General features: G+C 69.1%; 16 protein-coding genes. 4 read left to right on the top strand and 12 right to left on the bottom strand.

The genetic code is table 11. From position 1 onward, the window contains the following. The first annotated feature begins 348 nt into the window (after positions 1-348). The 4 genes from OEL49_RS13130 to OEL49_RS13145 are packed head-to-tail and all read left to right on the top strand — an operon-like array spanning position 349 to position 5,969. Complete coding sequence (locus OEL49_RS13130; RefSeq protein ID WP_014235387.1) at positions 349-1,335, top strand: HlyD family secretion protein; 987 nt, start codon at positions 349-351, stop codon at positions 1,333-1,335. Between the two features lie 48 nt (positions 1,336-1,383). Then, positions 1,384-4,146: a ribosome-associated ATPase/putative transporter RbbA gene (gene rbbA, locus OEL49_RS13135; protein ID WP_287875076.1), complete on the top strand. Its 2,763-nt coding sequence runs from the start codon at positions 1,384-1,386 to the stop codon at positions 4,144-4,146. 9 nt (positions 4,147-4,155) lie between these two features. Then, positions 4,156-5,292, top strand: coding sequence for an ABC transporter permease (locus OEL49_RS13140; protein WP_014235389.1), 1,137 nt, complete (start codon positions 4,156-4,158; stop codon positions 5,290-5,292). Between the two features lie 8 nt (positions 5,293-5,300). Continuing rightward, positions 5,301-5,969, top strand: coding sequence for a CerR family C-terminal domain-containing protein (locus tag OEL49_RS13145; protein ID WP_130459191.1), 669 nt, complete (start codon positions 5,301-5,303; stop codon positions 5,967-5,969). Between the two features lie 77 nt (positions 5,970-6,046). On the opposite strand, the gene kdpE is transcribed toward OEL49_RS13145, so the two are convergent. From kdpE to groL, 12 genes are all read right to left on the bottom strand, one after another. After that, complete coding sequence (gene kdpE, locus OEL49_RS13150) at positions 6,047-6,754, bottom strand: two-component system response regulator KdpE (protein WP_014235391.1); 708 nt, start codon at positions 6,752-6,754, stop codon at positions 6,047-6,049. After that, on the bottom strand, positions 6,751-9,447 hold the full coding sequence (gene kdpD, locus OEL49_RS13155; RefSeq protein ID WP_014235392.1) for a two-component system sensor histidine kinase KdpD: 2,697 nt from the start codon (positions 9,445-9,447) through the stop codon (positions 6,751-6,753). Before kdpD ends, kdpE begins: the two co-directional genes overlap by 4 nt. Before the next feature lie 9 nt (positions 9,448-9,456). Continuing rightward, a complete protein-coding gene (locus OEL49_RS13160) occupies positions 9,457-9,633 on the bottom strand; it encodes a hypothetical protein (protein ID WP_014235393.1) in 177 nt (58 codons plus the stop codon). Between the two features lie 10 nt (positions 9,634-9,643). Next, positions 9,644-9,946 carry a hypothetical protein gene (locus OEL49_RS13165; protein WP_014235394.1) on the bottom strand — a complete coding sequence of 101 codons (303 nt, stop codon included), beginning with the start codon at positions 9,944-9,946 and terminating at the stop codon, positions 9,644-9,646. A 218-nt stretch (positions 9,947-10,164) separates the two neighbouring features. Next, positions 10,165-11,001 carry a TorF family putative porin gene (locus tag OEL49_RS13170; RefSeq protein WP_287875081.1) on the bottom strand — a complete coding sequence of 279 codons (837 nt, stop codon included), beginning with the start codon at positions 10,999-11,001 and terminating at the stop codon, positions 10,165-10,167. Further along, positions 10,998-11,138, bottom strand: coding sequence for a hypothetical protein (locus OEL49_RS13175; protein ID WP_014235396.1), 141 nt, complete (start codon positions 11,136-11,138; stop codon positions 10,998-11,000). Before OEL49_RS13175 ends, OEL49_RS13170 begins: the two co-directional genes overlap by 4 nt. Positions 11,139-11,147: 9 nt before the next feature. Further along, positions 11,148-11,723 carry a potassium-transporting ATPase subunit KdpC gene (gene kdpC / locus OEL49_RS13180; RefSeq protein WP_287875084.1) on the bottom strand — a complete coding sequence of 192 codons (576 nt, stop codon included), beginning with the start codon at positions 11,721-11,723 and terminating at the stop codon, positions 11,148-11,150. 10 nt (positions 11,724-11,733) lie between these two features. Beyond that, on the bottom strand, positions 11,734-13,812 hold the full coding sequence (gene kdpB / locus OEL49_RS13185) for a potassium-transporting ATPase subunit KdpB (protein WP_287875086.1): 2,079 nt from the start codon (positions 13,810-13,812) through the stop codon (positions 11,734-11,736). 10 nt (positions 13,813-13,822) lie between these two features. Further along, positions 13,823-15,631 (bottom strand): potassium-transporting ATPase subunit KdpA, encoded by a 1,809-nt coding sequence (gene kdpA, locus OEL49_RS13190; RefSeq protein WP_287875088.1) that lies wholly within the window; start codon positions 15,629-15,631, stop codon positions 13,823-13,825. Further along, positions 15,628-15,720 carry a potassium-transporting ATPase subunit F gene (locus tag OEL49_RS13195; RefSeq protein ID WP_014235400.1) on the bottom strand — a complete coding sequence of 31 codons (93 nt, stop codon included), beginning with the start codon at positions 15,718-15,720 and terminating at the stop codon, positions 15,628-15,630. Before OEL49_RS13195 ends, kdpA begins: the two co-directional genes overlap by 4 nt. Before the next feature lie 494 nt (positions 15,721-16,214). Continuing rightward, the gene (locus OEL49_RS13200; protein ID WP_287875091.1) at positions 16,215-16,658 is read right to left on the bottom strand and encodes a YaiI/YqxD family protein; all 444 of its coding nucleotides are present in this window, start codon (positions 16,656-16,658) and stop codon (positions 16,215-16,217) included. Between the two features lie 250 nt (positions 16,659-16,908). Next, on the bottom strand, positions 16,909-18,558 hold the full coding sequence (groL, locus tag OEL49_RS13205; protein WP_287875093.1) for a chaperonin GroEL: 1,650 nt from the start codon (positions 18,556-18,558) through the stop codon (positions 16,909-16,911). Positions 18,559-18,585: the final 27 nt, after the last annotated feature.

Genomic DNA, 18,585 nt, shown 5'->3' on the forward strand with positions numbered 1-18,585 from the left:
CGCTTCGGCGGGACTCGGGGGGCGGTTCGATTCCTGCACCGAATCGTCCCCTGCCATCTTTCTTGCGCGCTTTTTCTGTGCGTGCTGCGTTCCCGCCTCCGCTTCGTCCTCGCTCGGCCACTGGCCAAAAACCGCCTCTGGCGCCGCTTTCCGCCGCACGGACGTTCCTTACGGGAACCTTTTCAGTGTAACAAATTCGCCCCTCTCCGGTTGCTGCGCCGCGTCATGGACGGCACTGCCAGTTCCATCCGGACGGCATCATTTCATTCAAATGAATGAAATGGCACAATGGAGCCATTCAAAGCGCCGGCCATCCCCCAGGCGCCGCATCCTCCGCGGAGAATCCCCATGCCCTCCCCTGCCCCCACCTCCATCGCCCGCCGGGCCGTGCCCCTGGTCCTGGTCGCCGTGCTGCTGCTCGGCGGCGCCATCGCCTACCGCCTGCGCCCGCCGGTCCTGCCCCCCGGCATCGCCCTCGGCAACGGCCGCCTGGAAGCCATCGAAGTGGATGTGGCGACCAAGGTGGCGGGCCGCCTGGCCGAGGTCAACGCCCGGGAAGGGGACAGCGTGCCGCTCAACGCAGTCCTCGCCCGCCTCGACGCCGAGGACCTGGCCGCCCAGCTGCAGGCGGCCGAAGCCCAGATCCGCCAGGCCCGGGAAAGCACCCGGGAAGCCAAGGCCGGAGTAAACAGCGCCGCCAGCCAGCGGCGCCTGGCCCAATCCACCCTGAAGCGGACCGAAGCCCTGGTGCAAAAGGGCTACGTCACCGGCAACAAGCTGGACCAGGACCAAAGCACCCTGCAGACCGCCGACGCGGCCCTGGCCGCGGCCCAGACCCGGGTGGCCGAAGCCGTGGCGGCGGTGGAGTCGGCCCAGGCCAAGGCCGAGGCCCTGCGCGTCAGCCTGCGCGACACCGCCCTGCGGGCGCCCCTGGCCGGCCGGGTGCTGTACCGCCTGGCCGAACCGGGCGAGGTGCTGGCCGCCGGCGGCAAGGTGCTGACCCTGCTGGACATGAACGACATGTACCTGACCATCTACCTGCCCACGGCGGAAGCGGGCAAGGTGGCCGTGGGCGACGAGGCCCGCATCGTCCTCGACGCCCTGGAGGCCCCCATTCCCGCCCGGGTCAGCTTCGTCGCGCCGAAGGCCCAGTTCACGCCCAAGGAAGTGGAAACCCGCAACGAGCGGGAAAAGCTCATGTTCCGCCTGAAGCTGCGGGTGGAGCCGGAATGGCTGGCCCAGCACGCCGACCTGGCCAAGCCCGGCATGCCCGGCGTCGGCTACGTGCGCACCGCCGCCGATGTGGCCTGGCCCGCCAAGCTGCAGCTGCGCTGATCCCGCCACCGGCCCAGCTCCAACCACTCCCACTCCCGGCCCGCCACCATGGCCTCACTGGACACCGCCACTCCCATCGCCCGCCTCGCCGGCGTCAGCCTGCGCTATGGCCAGGTTGATGCCCTGGCGGACGTCACCCTGGACCTGCCCGCCGGCGGCATGGTGGGGCTGATCGGCCCGGACGGCGTCGGCAAGTCCTCCCTCCTGGCCCTGGTGGCCGGGGCCCGCAAGATCCAGACGGGACGGGTGGAAGTGTTCAGCGAGGACATGGGCAGCGCCCGGGTACGGCCCCGCCTGCAGCCGCGCATCGCCTACATGCCCCAGGGCCTGGGCAAGAACCTCTACCCCACCCTGTCGGTGGCGGAAAACGTGGATTTCTTCGGCCGCCTCTTCGGCCAGGGCAAGGCCGAGCGGCAGCGGCGCATCGACGAACTGCTCGCCGCCACCAACCTCTCCCCCTTCCGCGACCGGCCGGCGGCCAAGCTCTCCGGCGGCATGAAGCAGAAGCTGGGACTGTGCTGCGCCCTCATCCACGACCCGGACCTGCTGATCCTGGACGAGCCCACCACCGGCGTCGATCCCCTTTCCCGGCGCCAGTTCTGGGAGCTGATCGACCGCATCCGGGCCCGCCGCCCGGGCATGAGCGTGCTGGTGGCCACCGCCTACATGGAAGAGGCGGAGCGCTTCGACTGGCTGGTGGCCATGGACGCCGGCCGCATCATCGGCACCGGCAGCGCCGCCGAGCTGAAGGCCCGCAGCGGCGCCGCCACCCTGGAGCAGGCCTTCATCAGCCTGCTGCCGGAGGAACGGCGCCAAGCCCACAGCCAACTGGTGATCCCGCCCCTGCCGCCGGACGGCCACGACTTCGCCATCGAGGCGGAGGGCCTGACCCAGCGTTTCGGCGACTTCACGGCGGTGGACCGGGTCAGCTTCCAGATCGGCAAGGGCGAGATTTTCGGTTTCCTCGGCTCCAACGGCTGCGGCAAGACCACCACCATGAAAATGCTCACCGGCCTGCTGCCGCCGACCCAGGGCAAGGCCAGCCTGTTCGGCAAGACGGTGGACGCCAACAACCTGGAGACGCGCAAGCAGGTGGGCTACATGTCCCAGGCCTTCTCCCTCTATGGCGAGCTGACGGTGGCCCAGAACCTGGACCTGCACGCCCGCCTCTTCCACCTGCCGCCGGAGAAGATCGGCCCGCGCATCGCCGCCCTCGCCGAACGCTTCGACCTGACGCCCTACGCCGACGCCCCGGCGGCGGACCTGCCCCTGGGCATCCGCCAGCGCCTCTCCCTGGCGGTGGCGGTGGTGCATGAGCCCCGCCTGCTGATCCTGGACGAGCCCACTTCCGGCGTCGATCCCATCGCCCGGGACCAGTTCTGGGCCCTGCTGGTGGAGCTGTCCCGGGAACAGGGGGTGACCATTTTCATCTCCACCCACTTCATGAACGAGGCCGAGCGCTGCGACCGCATCAGCCTCATGCACGCCGGCAAGGTGCTGGCCAGCGACACCCCGGCCGCCCTGCAGGCCGCCCGGGGCGCCGATTCCCTGGAGGCGGCCTTCATCTCCTACCTGGAGGAAGCCAGCGGCGCCGCCCCGGCCCAGCCCCAGCCCCAGAACCCGACGCCCGCCGACGCCCAGCCCGCGCCGACGGCAGCGGCGCGGGCGCCCCACCGGCACAAGGCTTTCAGCCTGCGCCGTCTGCTCGGCTACGCCTACCGGGAAGCCCTGGAGCTGCGCCGCGACACCATCCGCCTCACCTTCGCCCTGCTCGGCTCGGTGCTGCTGATGTTCGTGCTCGGCTACGGCATTTCCATGGATGTGGAAGGCCTGCGCTTTGCCGTGCTGGACCGGGACCAGTCCCCCGAGTCCCGGGACTACATCGACAACATCGCCGGCTCCCGCTACTTCCTGCAGCAGCCGCCCATCGCCGACAGCGCCGAGCTGGAGCGGCGCATGCGCGATGGGGAACTGACGGTGGCCCTGGAAATCCCCCCCAATTTCGGCCGGGACCTGCACCAGGGCCGCTCGCCGGAAGTGGGGGCCTGGGTGGACGGGGCCATGCCCTACCGGGGCGAGACCACCCGGGGCTACGTCCAGGGCCTGCACCAGCAGTACATCGTCAAGCTGGTGACCGAGGCCACCGGCACCGCCCCCACCCTGACCTGGACCGACGTGGCCCTGCGCTACCGCTACAACCAGGACTTCCGCAGCATCTACGCCATGGTGCCGGCGGTGATCCCCCTGCTGCTGGTGTTCATCCCGGCCATCCTCATGGCCCTGGGCGTGGTGCGGGAAAAGGAGCTGGGCTCCATCACCAACCTCTACGTGACCCCGGTCAGCCGCCTCGAATTCCTCATCGGCAAGCAGCTGCCCTACGTGGTGGTGTCCATGCTCAGCTTCTTCGCCCTGGCCCTGCAGGCGGTGCTGGTCTTCGGCGTGCCGATCAAGGGCAGCTTCCTCGCCCTGGCCTGCGGCGCCCTGCTCTACGTGGTGTGCACCACCGGCCTGGGCCTGCTCATTTCCACCTTCACCAAGACCCAGATCGCTGCCCTCTTCGGCACCGCCATCCTGACCATGCTGCCGACGGTGCAGTTCTCCGGCCTCACCACCCCGGTGGCCTCCCTGGTGGGCGGCGCCTACTGGATCGGCCAGTTCTTCCCCGCCACCTACTTCCTGGTCATCAGCCGCGGCGTGTTCACCAAGGCCCTGGGCTTTGCCGACCTGGGACAGCAGTTCCTCGCCCTGGCCTGCTTCATCCCGGTTCTGACCCTGATTTCCCTGGCCCTGCTGCCCAAGCAGGAAAAATAGGAAACGACCATGGACCGCCACGGCACGCTGGCCAACATCTTCCGCCTGGGGCTCAAGGAGCTGCGCAGCCTGTGGGCCGACAAGGTGCTGCTGGTGCTGATCGTGTGGGCCTTCACCGGCGGCATCTACAGCGCCGCCAAGGGCGTCTCCCAGGAACTGCGCAACGCCCCGGTGGCGGTGGTGGACGAGGACCGTTCGCCCCTTTCCGCCCGCCTCATCGGCGCCCTGACGCCGCCCTACTTCAAGACGCCGGACCTCATTTCCATGGCCCAGATGGACCGGGCCCTGGACCAGGGCCGCTATTCCTTCTCCCTGGTCATCCCCGCCAATTTCCAGCGGGACCTGAAGGAAGGGCGGCGCCCGACCCTGCAGCTGAACATCGACGCCACGGTGATGAGCCAGTCCTTCATCGGCGCCAGCTACATCCAGAGCATCGTCGCCGGGGAACTCAACGAATACCTCACCGGCAAGCGGGACAGCAGCGCCCCGCCGATCCGCCTCACCACCCGGGTGCGCTTCAACCCCAATCTCACCGGCTTCTGGTTCGGCGGCGTCATGGAGGTGATCAACAACATCAACATGCTGACCATCATCCTGGTGGGGGCCGCCTTCATCCGGGAGCGGGAGCACGGCACCCTGGAACACCTGCTGGTGATGCCCCTGACCCCCTTCGAGATCATGATGGCCAAGGTCTGGGCCAGCGGCGCCGCCGTGCTGCTGGCCGCCAGCGTCGGCCTCATCGCCGTGATCCAGGCCATCATGCAGGTGCCCATCGCCGGCTCCGTGCCCCTATTCCTCTGCGGCGCCGCCCTCTACCTCTTCTCGGCCGCCTCCATCGGCATCTTCCTCGGCACCATCGCCCGCTCCATGCCCCAGTTCGGCCTGCTCTTCATCCTCACCATCGTGCCCCTACAACTGCTCTCCGGCGGTGTCACGCCCCGGGAGAGCATGCCGGAAGTGGTCAGCGACATCATGCTCGGCGCCCCCATCACCTACTTCGTGCGCCTGGCCCAGGCCATCCTCTACCGGGGCGCCGGCCTCGACACGGTGTGGCCCGAGTTCCTCGCCATCACCGGCATCGGCGCCATCTTCTTCCTCATCGCCCACGCCCGCTTCCGCAAGTCGGTGACCCAGACCCAGGTGTAGGACGCGCCATGGCCGAACTGCCCCAACTGCACAGCGACGACACCCGGGAACGGCTCCTGGCCGCCGGCCTGGCCCTCTTCGGCCGCCACGGCTACGACGGCGTCACCACCCGCATGCTGGCCGCCGCCGCCCGGGTGAACCAGTCGGCCATTCCCTACCACTTCGGCGGCAAGGAAGGGGTGTACCGGGCCGTCGCCGAATTCATCGCCGCCGAGATGGGGCCCCGCATCCAGAGCCTGACCCGGGAGGCGGAACAACGCCTGCAGGACCCGGCCACCGACCCGGGCGAGCTGCTGGTGCAGGTGGTGCGGGATCTGGCCGCCGCCTCCTTCGTCCCCGGCCACCCCCTGGCCTGGTTCATCTTCCTCACCCGGGAGCAGTTCCACCCCACGCCGGCCTTCGACGTGCTCTACGAGCGCTTCACCCGCCCCGGCCACACCCTGGTCAGCCGGCTCCTGGCCCGGGTCACCGGCCAGCCGGAGGAATCGCCCGAGAACCTGCTGCTGGCCCACGCCCTGATCGGCGCCATGGTCGCCTTCGGCTCCGCCCGCACCACCCTGCAGCGGCGCCTGGGCTGGTCGGAAAGCGATTACGAGCCGGCCCAGCTGCAAGCCATGCTGGCGGTCATCGAGCAGCACTGCCGGGCCACGGTGGCGGGCCTGCGACGGCAGGCCTGAGAGACAGCAGGGACGCCACTCTCCAGGCAGGCACGGCGGAGATGGCCGCCGATACTGGCTCCCGGACCAGCCCCCTATTACACCGCCAGCCGGTAGCCGACGCCGGATTCGGTGAGGATGTGCCGCGGCATGGCCGGGTCGTCCTCCAGCTTGCGCCGCAGGCCGGCCATGTACACCCGCAGGTAGTGGGCGTGCTCCACATGGCTGGGGCCCCACACCTCCCGCAGCAGCTGGCGGTGGGTGAGGACCCGGCCGGCATTGGCCACCAGCTGGCTCAGCAGCCGGTATTCGATGGGGGTCAGATGCACCGCCTCGCCGTGGCGGCTGACCTGGCGCCGGGCCAGATCCACCTCCACCGGGCCGAAGGCGAACACCGGCGGCATGTCGCCGCCCCGGCCGGCGCGGCGCAGCAGGGCCCGCACCCGGGCCAGCAGTTCGGGAATGCCGAAGGGCTTGGTCAGATAGTCGTCGCCGCCCGCATCCAGGGCCGCCACCTTGTCGCTCTCGTCGCTGCGGGCCGACAGCACCAGCACCGGCACGCCGGACCAGTTGCGCAGGTCCCGGATCAGATCGACGCCGTCGCCATCGGGCAGGCCCAGGTCCAGCACCAGCAGGTCGGGCTTGCGGGTGCCGGCCTCGATCAGGCCCCGGGCGGCGGTGTCCGCCTCCCACACGGTGCAGCCCTCCGACTCCAGGGCGGCGCGGACGAAACGGCGGATCTGGGGCTCGTCCTCGACGATCACCACCACCGGGGCAAGGCGCTCCTGGCCGGCGGCGGGATTCACAGCAGCTCCGTCGGCAGGGCCGGGGGCTGGCCCAGGGGCAGGGTGAACACGAAGCGGGCGCCGGGGCCGTCGCTGCGGTTCTCCGCCCACACCTTGCCCTTGTGGGCATCGACGATGGCGCGGACGATGGCCAGGCCGAGGCCGACGCCGGGAATGGCCGACTCGTCCTGGCCCCGGGTGAATTTCTCGAACAGGCCCGCCTCCTTGCCCGGCGGCAGGCCCGGCCCGTTGTCGCTGACGCTCACCAGCACCCGCTCCGCCTCCCGGCGGGCGCCGATCTCGATGAGGCTGCCCGGCGGCGTGTACTTGGCGGCATTTTCGATGAGATTGCAGAACACCCGTTCCATCAGCACGGCGTCGAACTCCAGCAGGGGCAGGTCGGCGGGCAGGTCCACCCGCACCCGGTGTTGGGCCAGGACCGAGGCCCGGGCCTGGAGCGCCGCCCCCACCACTTCCTCCAGGGGCTGCCACTCCTTTTTCAGGGTCACCTGGCCCGACTGCAGCCGGGCCATGTCCAGCAGATTATGCACCAGGGCGCTGGTGCGCATGGCCTCGCCCCGGATGGCCTGGGCCAGCTCGGCCTGGGCCGGCGGCAGGGCGCCGCCCAGGCTGAGGGAGTCGGCCAGCCCCACCAGGGCCGTGAGGGGAGTGCGCAGGTCGTGGGAGAGGGCCGCCAGGAGGCCGTTGCGCAGGCGCTCCGACTCCATCTGCACCAGGGCCTCCTGGGCCACCTCGATGTAATGCACCCGTTCCACGGCGATGGCCACCAGGGTGGCGCAGGTCTCCAGCAGGCGCTCCTGTTCCGGCGAGGGCAGCCAGGGCTGCTCCCGGGGCAGCACCGCCAGCACGCCCCGGGTGCGCATCGGCGCCTTCAGGGGCAGGTAGCGCATGGGTGCCGAAGGCAGGGTGTCGGTGGAGTGGCCGGCGGCCTCGCCGTGGTCCGCCGCCCACTGGGCGATGCCCAGGTCCACCGGCAGGTCGGCCGGCAGCCCTTCCGGCAGGCTCAGGCGCTCCTGCTGGCCGGGCACCAGCAGCAGCGCCCGGGCCTGGAAGCCCTGCTGCACGAAGCGCCGGGTGATGTCGTCGATCTGCTCCACGGTGAGGGCCGCCGACAGCTCCCGGGCCATCTCGTAGAGGGCGTCACTGCGCCGCTCCCGGCTCTGGGCCACGTCCACCTGGAAGCGCAGGCCGGCGGTGAGCTGGGCGGTGATGAGGGCCACCGCCAGCATCACGGAAAAGGTCAGCAGGTACTGCACGTCGCTGACGGCGAAGGAGAGGCGCGGCGAGACGAAGAAGAAATCGAAGGCGGCGACGGAGAGGAAGGCGGCCAGGATGGCCGGGTTGCGCCCCAGCTTGACCGCGGCGAAGAGCACCGCCAGGAGGAACAGCATGACGATGTTGGCCAGGTCCAGGGCGCCGTGCAGGGGCGTCGCCACCAGGGTCACGGCGGCCACGGCCGCCGCCGCCAGGCCGTAGCCCCGCACATTGACTGCGGCGGGCCGGGCCGGACCGTCCGGGAGCGGCGGCGCTTCCCCGTCCACCCCGTCGCTGGCCACCTGCATCACGTCCAGGTCCGGCGCCTGGCGGGCCAGGCGCCGCGCCAGGGAAGTGCGCCAGGGCAGCCAGCGGCGCCAGTCCCCGGGCAGTTCCCGGCCCAGCAGAACCTTGCCCAGATTGTGTTCCCGGGCGTACTGGATGGCCGCCGCGGCGGCATCCTGGCCCGGCCGGTTGGCCGTCTCGGCCCCCAGCTCCTGGGCCAGGCGCAAGCTCTTCAGCACCCGCCCCCGCTCCCCTTCGGGCAGCCGCTGGTAGCGGGGGGTCTCCACATAGAGGGCGTGCCAGGGCACCTCCAGCTGGGTCGCCAGGCGGGCGGCGCTGCGCACCAGGCGCTCGCTGCCGGGGCCCGGACCGATGCACACCAGCAGGGATTCCCGGGTCGGCCAGACGGTGCTCACCGACTGGTCGCGGCGGTAGGCCCGCACGTCGTCGTCCACCCGGTCGGCGGTGCGGCGCAGGGCCAGTTCCCGCAGGGCCAGCAGATTGCCCTTGCGGAAGAAGTTGGCCATGGCCCGCTCGGCCTGCTGGGGCACGTACACCTTGCCGGCCTTGAGCCGGGTCAGCAGTTCCTCCGGCGGCAGGTCCACCAGCACCACCTCGTCGGCGGCATCGAAAAGGCGGTCGGGTACCGTCTCCCACACCCGGGCGCCGGTGATGCGGCCCACCACGTCGTTGAGGCTTTCCAGATGCTGCACATTGACCGTAGTGAACACGTCGATGCCGGCGGCCAGGAGTTCCTCCACGTCCTGCCAGCGCTTGGGGTGGCGGCTGCCGGGAGCGTTGCTGTGGGCCAGCTCGTCCACCAGCACCAGGTCCGGCGCCCGCTGCAGGGCGCCATCCAGGTCGAATTCCTGCAGGCGGCGACCCCGGTGCTCAACCTGCCGGGAAGGCAGCAGCTCCAGGCCCTGGACCAGCTCGGCGGTTTCCCGCCGGCCATGGGTTTCCACCACCCCCACCGCCACGTCCACGCCCTGGGATTGCAGGGTGCGGGCGGCGGCCAGCATGGCGTAGGTCTTGCCGACGCCGGGGCTGGCGCCGAAGAAGATTTTCAGGCGGCCGCGGCGGGCCTGGATTTCCTCCGCCTCCAGGCGGGCCAGGAGGGCGTCGGGATCGGGGCGTTGCAGAGGATCGGACATGGGTGGAGTTTATTCCTTGGCGGCAGCGCGCAGGGCCAGCTCGGCCAGGATGCGCTGCCGCACCTGCTGGCGCAGGCGGTGTTTGCACTGGGGGCCGCAGGTCAGCTGGCGGCCGTAGGCGAAGGGATGCTCGACGGCGTTGATCGGGTGCCGGGTGCCGCAGACGGGACAGATATGGATGGGCATGGCCGTACCCTCACAGGCGCTGCTCGGCGTAGCGGGCCAGGGCCGCCGGCTGGTCGGCGATGCTGGCGGCCACCAGATAGACCTCCCGCCCCGGCCCGTCGCCGAGGGCCACGGCCAGGGCGATGCCGGCGGCACCGGCCGCCACCGCCAGCCGCAACGGCGCCTCCCAGGCGGCCAGGTAGCTGGCCAGGGCACGACGCCCGACGCTGTCGCGGGAGAAGGAAACCTGGCCGAGGGCGCGGCCCTGCTGGCGGGCAGCCAGTTGCAGCTGGTCGCCGTCGATACGGATTCCGATACAGACATTGGCATTCATAGGACACCTGGGAACGAAGGGTGGCGCGGCACCCGATGCCCACAGATTAGAAAAGGGGCCGTTGCAATGGGGTCAAAAATAGCCGAACCCGTATCAAGATGGCGTTAAGAATCGCCCCCCCATTCCGGCAGCAACAAAAAAAAACCGGCCCGGGCGAGGCCTGGGCCGGCACAAGAAACAGCTTCCCCGGGGGAGGTGGAAGCTGCTGTCGGAACCCGTTAGAAGGAACGCCCCACCTGGAGGACGAGACGGTCCTTGTTCAACTCCCGGGTTTCGCCATTGGCTGCGGAAAGGCCGCCCACCGGAGGCCGGTAGAAGCGGTCATTGGTGGCGCCGACCCAGGCGCCGGAGAGGCTCCAGCCGCCGCTGAAGGTCCTGGTCAGGCCGAGGCGGTAGTCGGTGTAGTCGGCGCTGATGCCGCCGTAGGTGGCTTTGACGTCGGTGCGGCCCAGGTGCAGGTTGAGGGTCAGGTCCTCGGCCAGGGGCACGTTGGCGCTCAGGTCGTGGTAGAGGCTGCCCTTGGTGTCGCCGCTGTAGCCGGTCTTGGCGTTGGCGCCGAAGTAATCCGTGAGGGACACGGACAGCTTGTAGCTGAGCCAGCGCCAGGAGAAGCCGCCATTCAGCTCGAAGTTGTCGAACTTCTGCCCCGGCAGGGAACAGGGGGCCGCCCAGGCGGCGGAGGGACAGGTCCCTTTGTTCACATTGGCGCCGGGATACCAGTAGCCGTAGCCGCCGACGGTATAGCCCCAGTCGTCGTCCAGCTTGCCGTTGTAGCCGGCGTAGTAGTCCACCTCCAGGTTGCCCCCCGGATAGGAATTGCCGGAGACGTTGGAGGCCCACAGGCCGGCATAGAGGCCGTTGCGGTGGGCCAGGTCCACGCCGCCCTGGAGGGCGGGGCCGCCCCAGGTCTGGTCGATGCCGCGGAAACGGTATTCGCTGACCAGGTTGAGATTGCTGCTGACGGTAAGGTCCGGGGCGGCCTCCGCCTCGGCCCGGGCGGCGCCGGCGGCAAGCAGAAGCAGGGGCAGAAGTACAAGGTGCTTGGAGTTGTTCATGGGTTTTTCCTGTTTTGGGGTGAAGGGGAAGAAGCCGGGGGACGGTGTCCCAGCAGCCAGCCGGCCAGGGCGATGGGGGCGAAAATGGCCAGCAGCGCCAGCAGCAGGTGGCAGAGGTCCAGGAGCGGGCCGGTCATGGCGGGCTCTCAGGGCGCCACCTGGTCCAGGGCCCGGTTGAGGGCCAGGACATTGACTCGGGGCTCGCCCAGAAAGCCCCATTGGCGCCCTTCCGTGTGGCGCTCCAGCAAGGCCAGCACCTGGGCTTCGGGCAGACCGCGCAGGCGGGCTACCCGGGGCGCCTGCCAGCGGGCGGCGGCGGGGCTGATGTGGGGGTCGAGACCGCTGGCGGAGGCCGTCACCAGATCCACCGGGATGGGGGCCTGCTGGCTAGGGTCCGCCGCCTTGAGGACGCTGATGCGCTCCTGCAGCGCCGCCTCCAGGGCCGGGTTGAGGGGCCCCAGGTTGGCGCCGCCGGAGCTGCCGCCGTTGTAGGGCATGGGCGCGGTGGCGGAGGGGCGGCCCCAGAAGTAGCGGGGGTCGGAGAAGGGCTGGCCGATGAGGCGGGAGCCCACGGCCTGGCCGTTTTCCTTGAGCAGGCTGCCGTTGGCCTGGTCGGGCATGGTGGCCTGGGCCAGGCCGGTGACCAGGGCCGGGTAGGCGGCGCCGGTGAGGGCGCTGAGCAGCGCCAGGAGGATCAGGGCGGGTTGCAGTTCCTTGAGCATGGAAGTCTCCTTAGGCCAGATGCAGGCCGACAAGCATGAGGTCGATGGCCTTGATGCCGGCGAAGGGCACCACCAGGCCGCCCAGGCCGTAAACCAGCAGGTTGCGGCGCAGGATGGCGGCGGCGCCCTGGGGCCGGTAGGCCACGCCCTTCAAGGCCAGGGGGATGAGGGCGACGATCACCAGGGCGTTGAAGATCACCGCCGAGAGGATGGCCGAGGCCGGCGTCGCCAGGCCCATGACGTTGAGCACGCCGAGGGCCGGATAGGTGGCGGCGAAGGCGGCCGGGATGATGGCGAAGTACTTGGCCACGTCGTTGGCGATGGAGAAGGTGGTGAGGGCGCCCCGGGTCATCAGCATCTGCTTGCCCGTCTCCACGATCTCGATCAGCTTGGTGGGGTTGGAATCCAGGTCCACCATGTTGCCGGCCTCCTTGGCCGCCTGGGTGCCGCTGTTCATGGCCACCGCCACGTCGGCCTGGGCCAGGGCCGGGGCGTCGTTGGTGCCGTCGCCGGTCATGGCCACCAGGCGGCCGTCCTGCTGGTGCTGGCGGATCAGCTTGAGCTTGGCCTCCGGCGTGGCCTCGGCCAGGAAGTCGTCCACCCCGGCCTCGGCGGCGATGGCGGCGGCGGTGAGGGAGTTGTCGCCGGTGATCATCACCGTCTTGATGCCCATGCGGCGCAGTTCGGCGAAGCGTTCCTTGATGCCGCCCTTGACGATGTCCTTCAGCTCCACCACCCCCAGCACCCGGGCGGCGCCGGCGCTGGATTCGGCCACCGCCAGGGGCGTGGCGCCGCGGCGGGCGATGTCGTCCACCGCCTGCTGCACGGCGGCAGACCATTCGCCGCCCAGGGCCAGGATGTGGGCCTTGACCGCGTCGGCGGCGCCCTTGCGGATGCTGCGCCCCTGCCAGTCGATGCCGCTCATGCGGGTCTGGGCGGTGAAGTGCACGAAGCTGGCGCCGTCGGCGTGGATGTCCCGGCCCCGCTGGTGCAGGCGCTCCTTGGCCAGGGTGACGATGGAGCGGCCCTCCGGCGTTTCGTCGGCGAGGGAGGCGAGCAGGGCCGCTTCGGCCAGTTCCTTCTCGCTGACGCCGGCGGCGGGGGCGAAGGCGGCGGCCTGGCGGTTGCCCAGGGTGATGGTGCCGGTCTTGTCCAGCAGCAGCACGTCCACGTCGCCGGCGGCTTCCACCGCCTTGCCGGAGGTGGCGATGACGTTCTTTTCCATCATCCGCCCCATGCCGGCGACGCCGATGGCCGAGAGCAGGCCGCCGATGGTGGTGGGAATGAGGCACACCAGCAGGGCCACCAGCACCGTCACCGTCACCGGGCTGCCGCTGCCGGCGACGCCGACGCTGTAGATGGAGAAGGGCAGCAGGGTCGCCGTGGCCAGGAGGAAGGTCAGGGTCAGGGCCACCAGCAGAATGGTCAGGGCAATCTCGTTGGGCGTCTTCTGCCGCCTGGCCCCTTCCACCATGCCGATCATGCGGTCGAGGAAGGTCTCCCCCGGATTGACGGTGATCTTCACCACCAGCCAGTCGGAGAGCACCCGGGTACCGCCGGTGACGGCGCTGAAGTCGCCGCCGGACTCCCGGATCACCGGGGCCGATTCGCCGGTGATGGCCGATTCGTCCACCGAGGCCACGCCCTCCACCACCTCGCCGTCGCCTGGGATGACATCGCCGGCCTGGACCAGCACCACGTCGCCCTTGCGCAGGTCTTCCGAGGGCACGGTGTGGAAGGGGGCGCCGGCGTGGGCTTCCCGCAGCTTCTTGGCCCACACGGTCTTCTTCAGGCCCTTCAGGGCGGCGGCCTGGGCCTTGCCCCGGCCCTCGGCCACGGCCTCGGCGAAATTGGCGAAGAGCACGGTGAACCACAGCCACAGGGTGATGGCCAGGATGAAGCCGGCGGGGGCCTCGCCCTCCCCGGCCAGGGCCTGGAGCCAGAGGCCGGTGGTGAGCAGGCTGCCCAGCCAGACCACGAACATCACCGGGTTCTTCACCTGGTAGCGGGGGGAGAGGCGCTTGACCGATTCCCAGGCGGCTTCTTGCAGCAGGGCCCGATCGTAAAGGGATTGGCTTGTTGTTTTCATCGATGACTCCTTAGCGGACGCCGACCATCTGCAGGTGTTCCACCACCGGCCCCAGGGCCAGGGAAGGCAGGAAGGTCAGGGCGCCGACCACGATCACGGTGCCGATCAGCAGCACCACGAACAGGGGCGTATGGGTCGGCAGGGTGCCGGCGGACGGGGGAGTGCGCTTCTTCGCGGCGAGGGAGCCGGCGATGGCCAGCACCGCGGCGATGATGGTGAAGCGGCCGAAGAGCATGGCCAGGCCCAGGGCGGTGTTGTAGTAGGGCGTGTTGGCGCCCAGGCCGGCGAAGGCGCTGCCGTTGTTGTTGGCGGCGGAAGAGAAGGCGTACAGCACTTCCGAGAAGCCGTGGGCGCCGGGGTTGAAAACGCCTGCGGTGCCCGCCTCCAGCATCAGGCTCAGGGCCGTGCCCAGGAGCACCGCCAGGGGCGTGGCGAGGATGGCCACGGCGGCCATCTTCATCTCGTAGGCCTCGATCTTCTTGCCCAGGTATTCCGGGGTGCGGCCGATCATCAGCCCGGCGACGAAGACGCCGACGATGGCGAACACCAGCATGCCGTAGAGGCCGGAACCGACGCCGCCGAAGACCACCTCACCCAGCTGCATCAGCCACATCGGCACCAGGCCGCCCAGGGGCGTGAGGGAATCGTGCATGGCATTGACGGCGCCGCAGGAGACGGCGGTGGTGACGGTGACGAAGAGGGAGGTGGCGCTGATGCCGAAGCGGGCCTCCTTGCCTTCCATATTGCCGCCGGCCATCAGCTCGCTGCCCTGGGTGGCCAGACCGAGCCGCTCGAACAGGGGGTTGCCGGCCTGCTCGGCCCACACTTCCACCGCCAGCAGGGCCACCAGGATGGCGGTCATGGCGGCGAGGATGGCCAGGCCCTGGCGCAGGTCGCCGACCCAGCGGCCGAAGGTGAAGCAGAGGGCGGCCGGGATGAGGACGATGGCCAGCATCTGCAACAGGTTGGAAACCGGGGTCGGGTTCTCGTAGGGATGGCTGGAATTGGCGTTGAAGAAGCCGCCGCCGTTGGTGCCCAGGTGCTTGATGGCGATCTGGCTGGCCGCCGGTCCCAGGGGCAGGGTCTGCTCCCTAGCGGTGGCCGCTTCCAGCACCGGCTTGCCCGCGGCGTCGAGCACGGGCTGGCCATCGGCGCCGACCTTGGGCTGTTCATAGTCTACCGCCTGGGTCAGAGGCACGCTGGCATAGGGCGCCACGCTCTGCACCACGCCCTGCCCCACCAGAGCGAGGGCCAGGATCAGGGACAGGGGCAGCAGCACGTAAAGGGTGGAGCGCACCAGGTCGATCCAGAAATTGCCGATGCCGCCGGCCTCCTTGCGCTGGAAGCCCCGCATCAGGGCCACCACCACGGCCATGCCGGTGGCGGCGGAAAGGAAGTTCTGCACCGCCAGGCCGAGCATCTGGGTCAGGTAGCTCATGGTGGTCTCGCCGCCGTAGGCCTGCCAGTTGGTGTTGGTGACGAAGCTGACAGCGGTGTTGAAAGCCAGGTCCGGCGTGGTGTTGGCCATGGCCTGGGGGTTGAAGGGCAGCCACAGTTGCAGGCGCTGCAGGGCGTAGACGGCGAGCACGCCGAGCAGGCTGAAGGCCAGCACGGCGCCGGCATAGCGGCGCCAGCCCATGTCGTCGCCGTGGCGCACGCCGGCCAGGCGGTAGCAAAGGTTCTCCAGCGGCCGCAGCCAGGCCACGAAGGCCGGCAGGTCGCCCCGGTAGATGCGGGCCATGTACAGCCCCAGGGGCCAGGCCAGGAGGAAGAGGACGGCGAAGAAGAAGCCGTATTGCAGGAGGAGATTGGTACTCATGAGAAATCCTCCGGGTAGAACAGCACGGCCAGCAGATAGGCGAAGAGGCCGCCGGCCACCGCCAGGGCGATCAGGTAAAGGGGCGCCATCACGACCTCCGCAAGCGGTCGAAACAGGCCACCAGGCCGGCCGTCAGGGCAAAGAAGCCGACGGCCAGGCCGATGTAGAACAGGTCCATGGAAATCCTCCGTATGCAGATGGAACATCACGCTCGAACTGTAGGCGGGGAGGAATCAAGACCTTGCTAAAGCTGGGGAGGGCCTCGTTAAGATGGCGTAAAGAAACTGGGCCTGGCTGTAACGGCAATAGGGACGGCCATCTTCAGGCAGCCATAGCCGAAATGCCCGTCCTTGCTGCCTCCCAGCCGAGGCGATGAGAGCAGAGACAACGTGCGGGAAGGAGGAGCGCAGGCCCGGGCGGGGCGCCATGACACCCGGCGGCAAGAGGAAATGAAGGACGACGGGGGCCAGCCGCGACACTGCCTTCGGACGGGGCTCTCCGGGACCGGCTACGCCGAAAGGAAAGGGACGGGCGCCGCCAACGGCGCCGCTGCGGCGGTTCTAACGGAAGGAACCGGAGCGCCTCAGCCCCGGGGCAGCAGGCGCTCCAGTTGCTGGGCGAAGGCGTGGCGGTCGGACTGGCTCATGGCGGCAGGGCCGCCGGTGTCGACGCCGGCGGAGCGCAGGGTGTCCATGAAATTGCGCATGGAAAGGGCGGCCTGGATGGTGCCCTTGTCGTAGGGCTCGCCCCTGGGCGTCAGCACCCGGGCGCCCTTGGCGATGACTTCCGCTGCCAGGGGAATGTCGGCGGTAATGACCAGATCCCCCACCGCCACCCGGGCGACGATCTCGTTGTCCGCCACGTCGAAGCCCTTGGGCACCTGGATGCTGCGCAGGTAGGGCGAGGGCGGCGCGTAGAGGGCCTGGTTGGCCACCAGGGTGACCAGGATTTGGGTGCGCGTCGCCACGCGGAAGAGGATTTCCTTGATGGCCTTGGGACAGGCATCGGCATCGACCCAGATTTGCATGGTCAGCGGGTTCCGAACGGGAGAATGGCCGGCAGCTTACCGCAAGCGCCCCCAACTGGCAGCGGGGCGGCCCGGATTCCGTCCGCCGCCCGGAACCGGGACCGGGAACTTCGCCGGACGGGAGTGCCGCTGCCGCCGGCGGATGGAGACCCGCCGGGAGAGTTGCTACGGCGGTGTCGGCAGGCAATCCAAAAAGAAAAAGCCCGGCTTCAAGCCGGGCTTTTTTGCAGCAGATGCTGACAGGGGCGAATTACATGCCCATGCCCATGCCGCCCATACCACCCATGCCGCCCATGTCGGGCATGCCGGCGGCGGGCTTGTCTTCGGCCAGCTCGGCCACCATGCAATCGGTGGTCAGCATCAGGCCGGCGACGGAAGCGGCGTTCTGCAGAGCGGTACGCTCGACCTTGGTGGGGTCCAGCACGCCCATTTCCACCATGTCGCCGTACTCGCCGGTGGCGGCGTTGAAGCCGAAGTTGCCCTTGCCTTCAACCACCTTGTTCACCACCACGGAAGGCTCGTCGCCAGCGTTGGCAACGATTTCGCGCAGGGGCTGTTCCAGGGAGCGCAGCACGATCTTGATGCCGGCGTCCTGGTCGTGGTTGTCGCCCTTCAGGTTGCCCAGGTTGGCGCGGGCGCGCAGCAGGGAAACGCCGCCGCCGGGGACGATGCCTTCTTCAACGGCAGCGCGGGTGGCGTGCAGGGCGTCTTCGACGCGGGCCTTCTTTTCCTTCATTTCGACTTCGGTGGCAGCACCCACCTTGATCACGGCCACGCCGCCGGCCAGCTTGGCCACGCGTTCCTGCAGCTTTTCGCGGTCGTAGTCGGAGGTGGCGGCTTCGATCTGGGCACGCACCTGGGCCACGCGGGCCTTGATGGCGTCTTCGGAACCGGCGCCGTCGATGATGGTGGTGTTTTCCTTGGCCACTTCGATGCGCTTGGCCTGGCCCAGGTCGTCCAGGGTAGCCTTTTCCAGGGTCAGGCCCACTTCTTCGGAGATCACCTGGCCACCGGTCAGGATGGCGATGTCTTCCAGCATGGCCTTGCGACGGTCGCCGAAGCCGGGAGCCTTGACGGCCACGGTCTTCAGGATGCCGCGGATGTTGTTCACCACCAGGGTGGCCAGGGCTTCGCCTTCCACGTCTTCAGCGATGATCAGCAGGGGACGGCCGGCCTTGGCGACTTGTTCCAGCACGGGCAGCAGATCGCGGATGTTGGAGATCTTCTTGTCGAACAGCAGGACGAAGGGATTGTCCATAACGGCAATCTGCTTGTCCGGGTTGTTGATGAAGTAGGGGGACAGGTAGCCGCGGTCGAACTGCATGCCTTCGACGACGTCCAGTTCGTTGTTCAGGGACTTGCCGTCTTCAACGGTGATGACGCCTTCCTTGCCGACCTTTTCCATGGCATTGGCGATGATGGTGCCGATGTCAGCGTCGGAGTTGGCGGAAATGGAACCGACCTGGGCGATTTCCTTGGTGGTGGCACAGGGCTTGGAAATCTTCTTCAGCTCTTCGATGGTGGCGGCGACAGCCTTGTCGATACCGCGCTTCAGGTCCATCGGGTTCATGCCGGCGGCCACGTACTTCATGCCTTCGCGCACGATGGCCTGGGCCAGCACGGTGGCGGTGGTGGTGCCGTCACCGGCCAGGTCGGAGGTCTTGGAAGCGACTTCCTTGACCATCTGGGCGCCCATGTTGGCGAACTTGTCCTTCAGTTCGATTTCCTTGGCCACGGACACACCGTCCTTGGTCACGGTGGGGGCGCCGAAGGAGCGCTCCAGCACCACGTTGCGGCCCTTGGGGCCCAGGGTCACCTTGACCGCGTCGGCCAGGACGTTGATGCCTTCGACCATGCGGGCGCGGGCGGAATCACCGAATTTGACTTCTTTAGCTGCCATTGAAATTCTCCAGAATCTGTTGAATGG

Source organism: Azospira sp., from assembly GCF_030247495.1.
GTDB classification, from domain to species: domain Bacteria; phylum Pseudomonadota; class Gammaproteobacteria; order Burkholderiales; family Rhodocyclaceae; genus Azospira; species Azospira oryzae.

What these genes read in the sequence shown, in the direction of transcription:
- OEL49_RS13130 (WP_014235387.1), top strand. Translation starts at nt 349, where the DNA reads ATGCCCTCCCCTGCCCCCACCTCCATCGCCCGCCGGGCCGTGCCCCTG.
- rbbA (WP_287875076.1), top strand. Translation starts at nt 1,384, where the DNA reads ATGGCCTCACTGGACACCGCCACTCCCATCGCCCGCCTCGCCGGCGTC.
- OEL49_RS13140 (WP_014235389.1), top strand. Translation starts at nt 4,156, where the DNA reads ATGGACCGCCACGGCACGCTGGCCAACATCTTCCGCCTGGGGCTCAAG.
- OEL49_RS13145 (WP_130459191.1), top strand. Translation starts at nt 5,301, where the DNA reads ATGGCCGAACTGCCCCAACTGCACAGCGACGACACCCGGGAACGGCTC.
- kdpD (WP_014235392.1), bottom strand. Translation starts at nt 9,447, where the DNA reads ATGTCCGATCCTCTGCAACGCCCCGATCCCGACGCCCTCCTGGCCCGC.
- OEL49_RS13160 (WP_014235393.1), bottom strand. Translation starts at nt 9,633, where the DNA reads ATGCCCATCCATATCTGTCCCGTCTGCGGCACCCGGCACCCGATCAAC.
- OEL49_RS13165 (WP_014235394.1), bottom strand. Translation starts at nt 9,946, where the DNA reads ATGAATGCCAATGTCTGTATCGGAATCCGTATCGACGGCGACCAGCTG.
- OEL49_RS13170 (WP_287875081.1), bottom strand. Translation starts at nt 11,001, where the DNA reads ATGAACAACTCCAAGCACCTTGTACTTCTGCCCCTGCTTCTGCTTGCC.
- OEL49_RS13175 (WP_014235396.1), bottom strand. Translation starts at nt 11,138, where the DNA reads ATGACCGGCCCGCTCCTGGACCTCTGCCACCTGCTGCTGGCGCTGCTG.
- kdpC (WP_287875084.1), bottom strand. Translation starts at nt 11,723, where the DNA reads ATGCTCAAGGAACTGCAACCCGCCCTGATCCTCCTGGCGCTGCTCAGC.
- kdpB (WP_287875086.1), bottom strand. Translation starts at nt 13,812, where the DNA reads ATGAAAACAACAAGCCAATCCCTTTACGATCGGGCCCTGCTGCAAGAA.
- kdpA (WP_287875088.1), bottom strand. Translation starts at nt 15,631, where the DNA reads ATGAGTACCAATCTCCTCCTGCAATACGGCTTCTTCTTCGCCGTCCTC.
- OEL49_RS13195 (WP_014235400.1), bottom strand. Translation starts at nt 15,720, where the DNA reads ATGGCGCCCCTTTACCTGATCGCCCTGGCGGTGGCCGGCGGCCTCTTC.
- OEL49_RS13200 (WP_287875091.1), bottom strand. Translation starts at nt 16,658, where the DNA reads ATGCAAATCTGGGTCGATGCCGATGCCTGTCCCAAGGCCATCAAGGAA.
- groL (WP_287875093.1), bottom strand. Translation starts at nt 18,558, where the DNA reads ATGGCAGCTAAAGAAGTCAAATTCGGTGATTCCGCCCGCGCCCGCATG.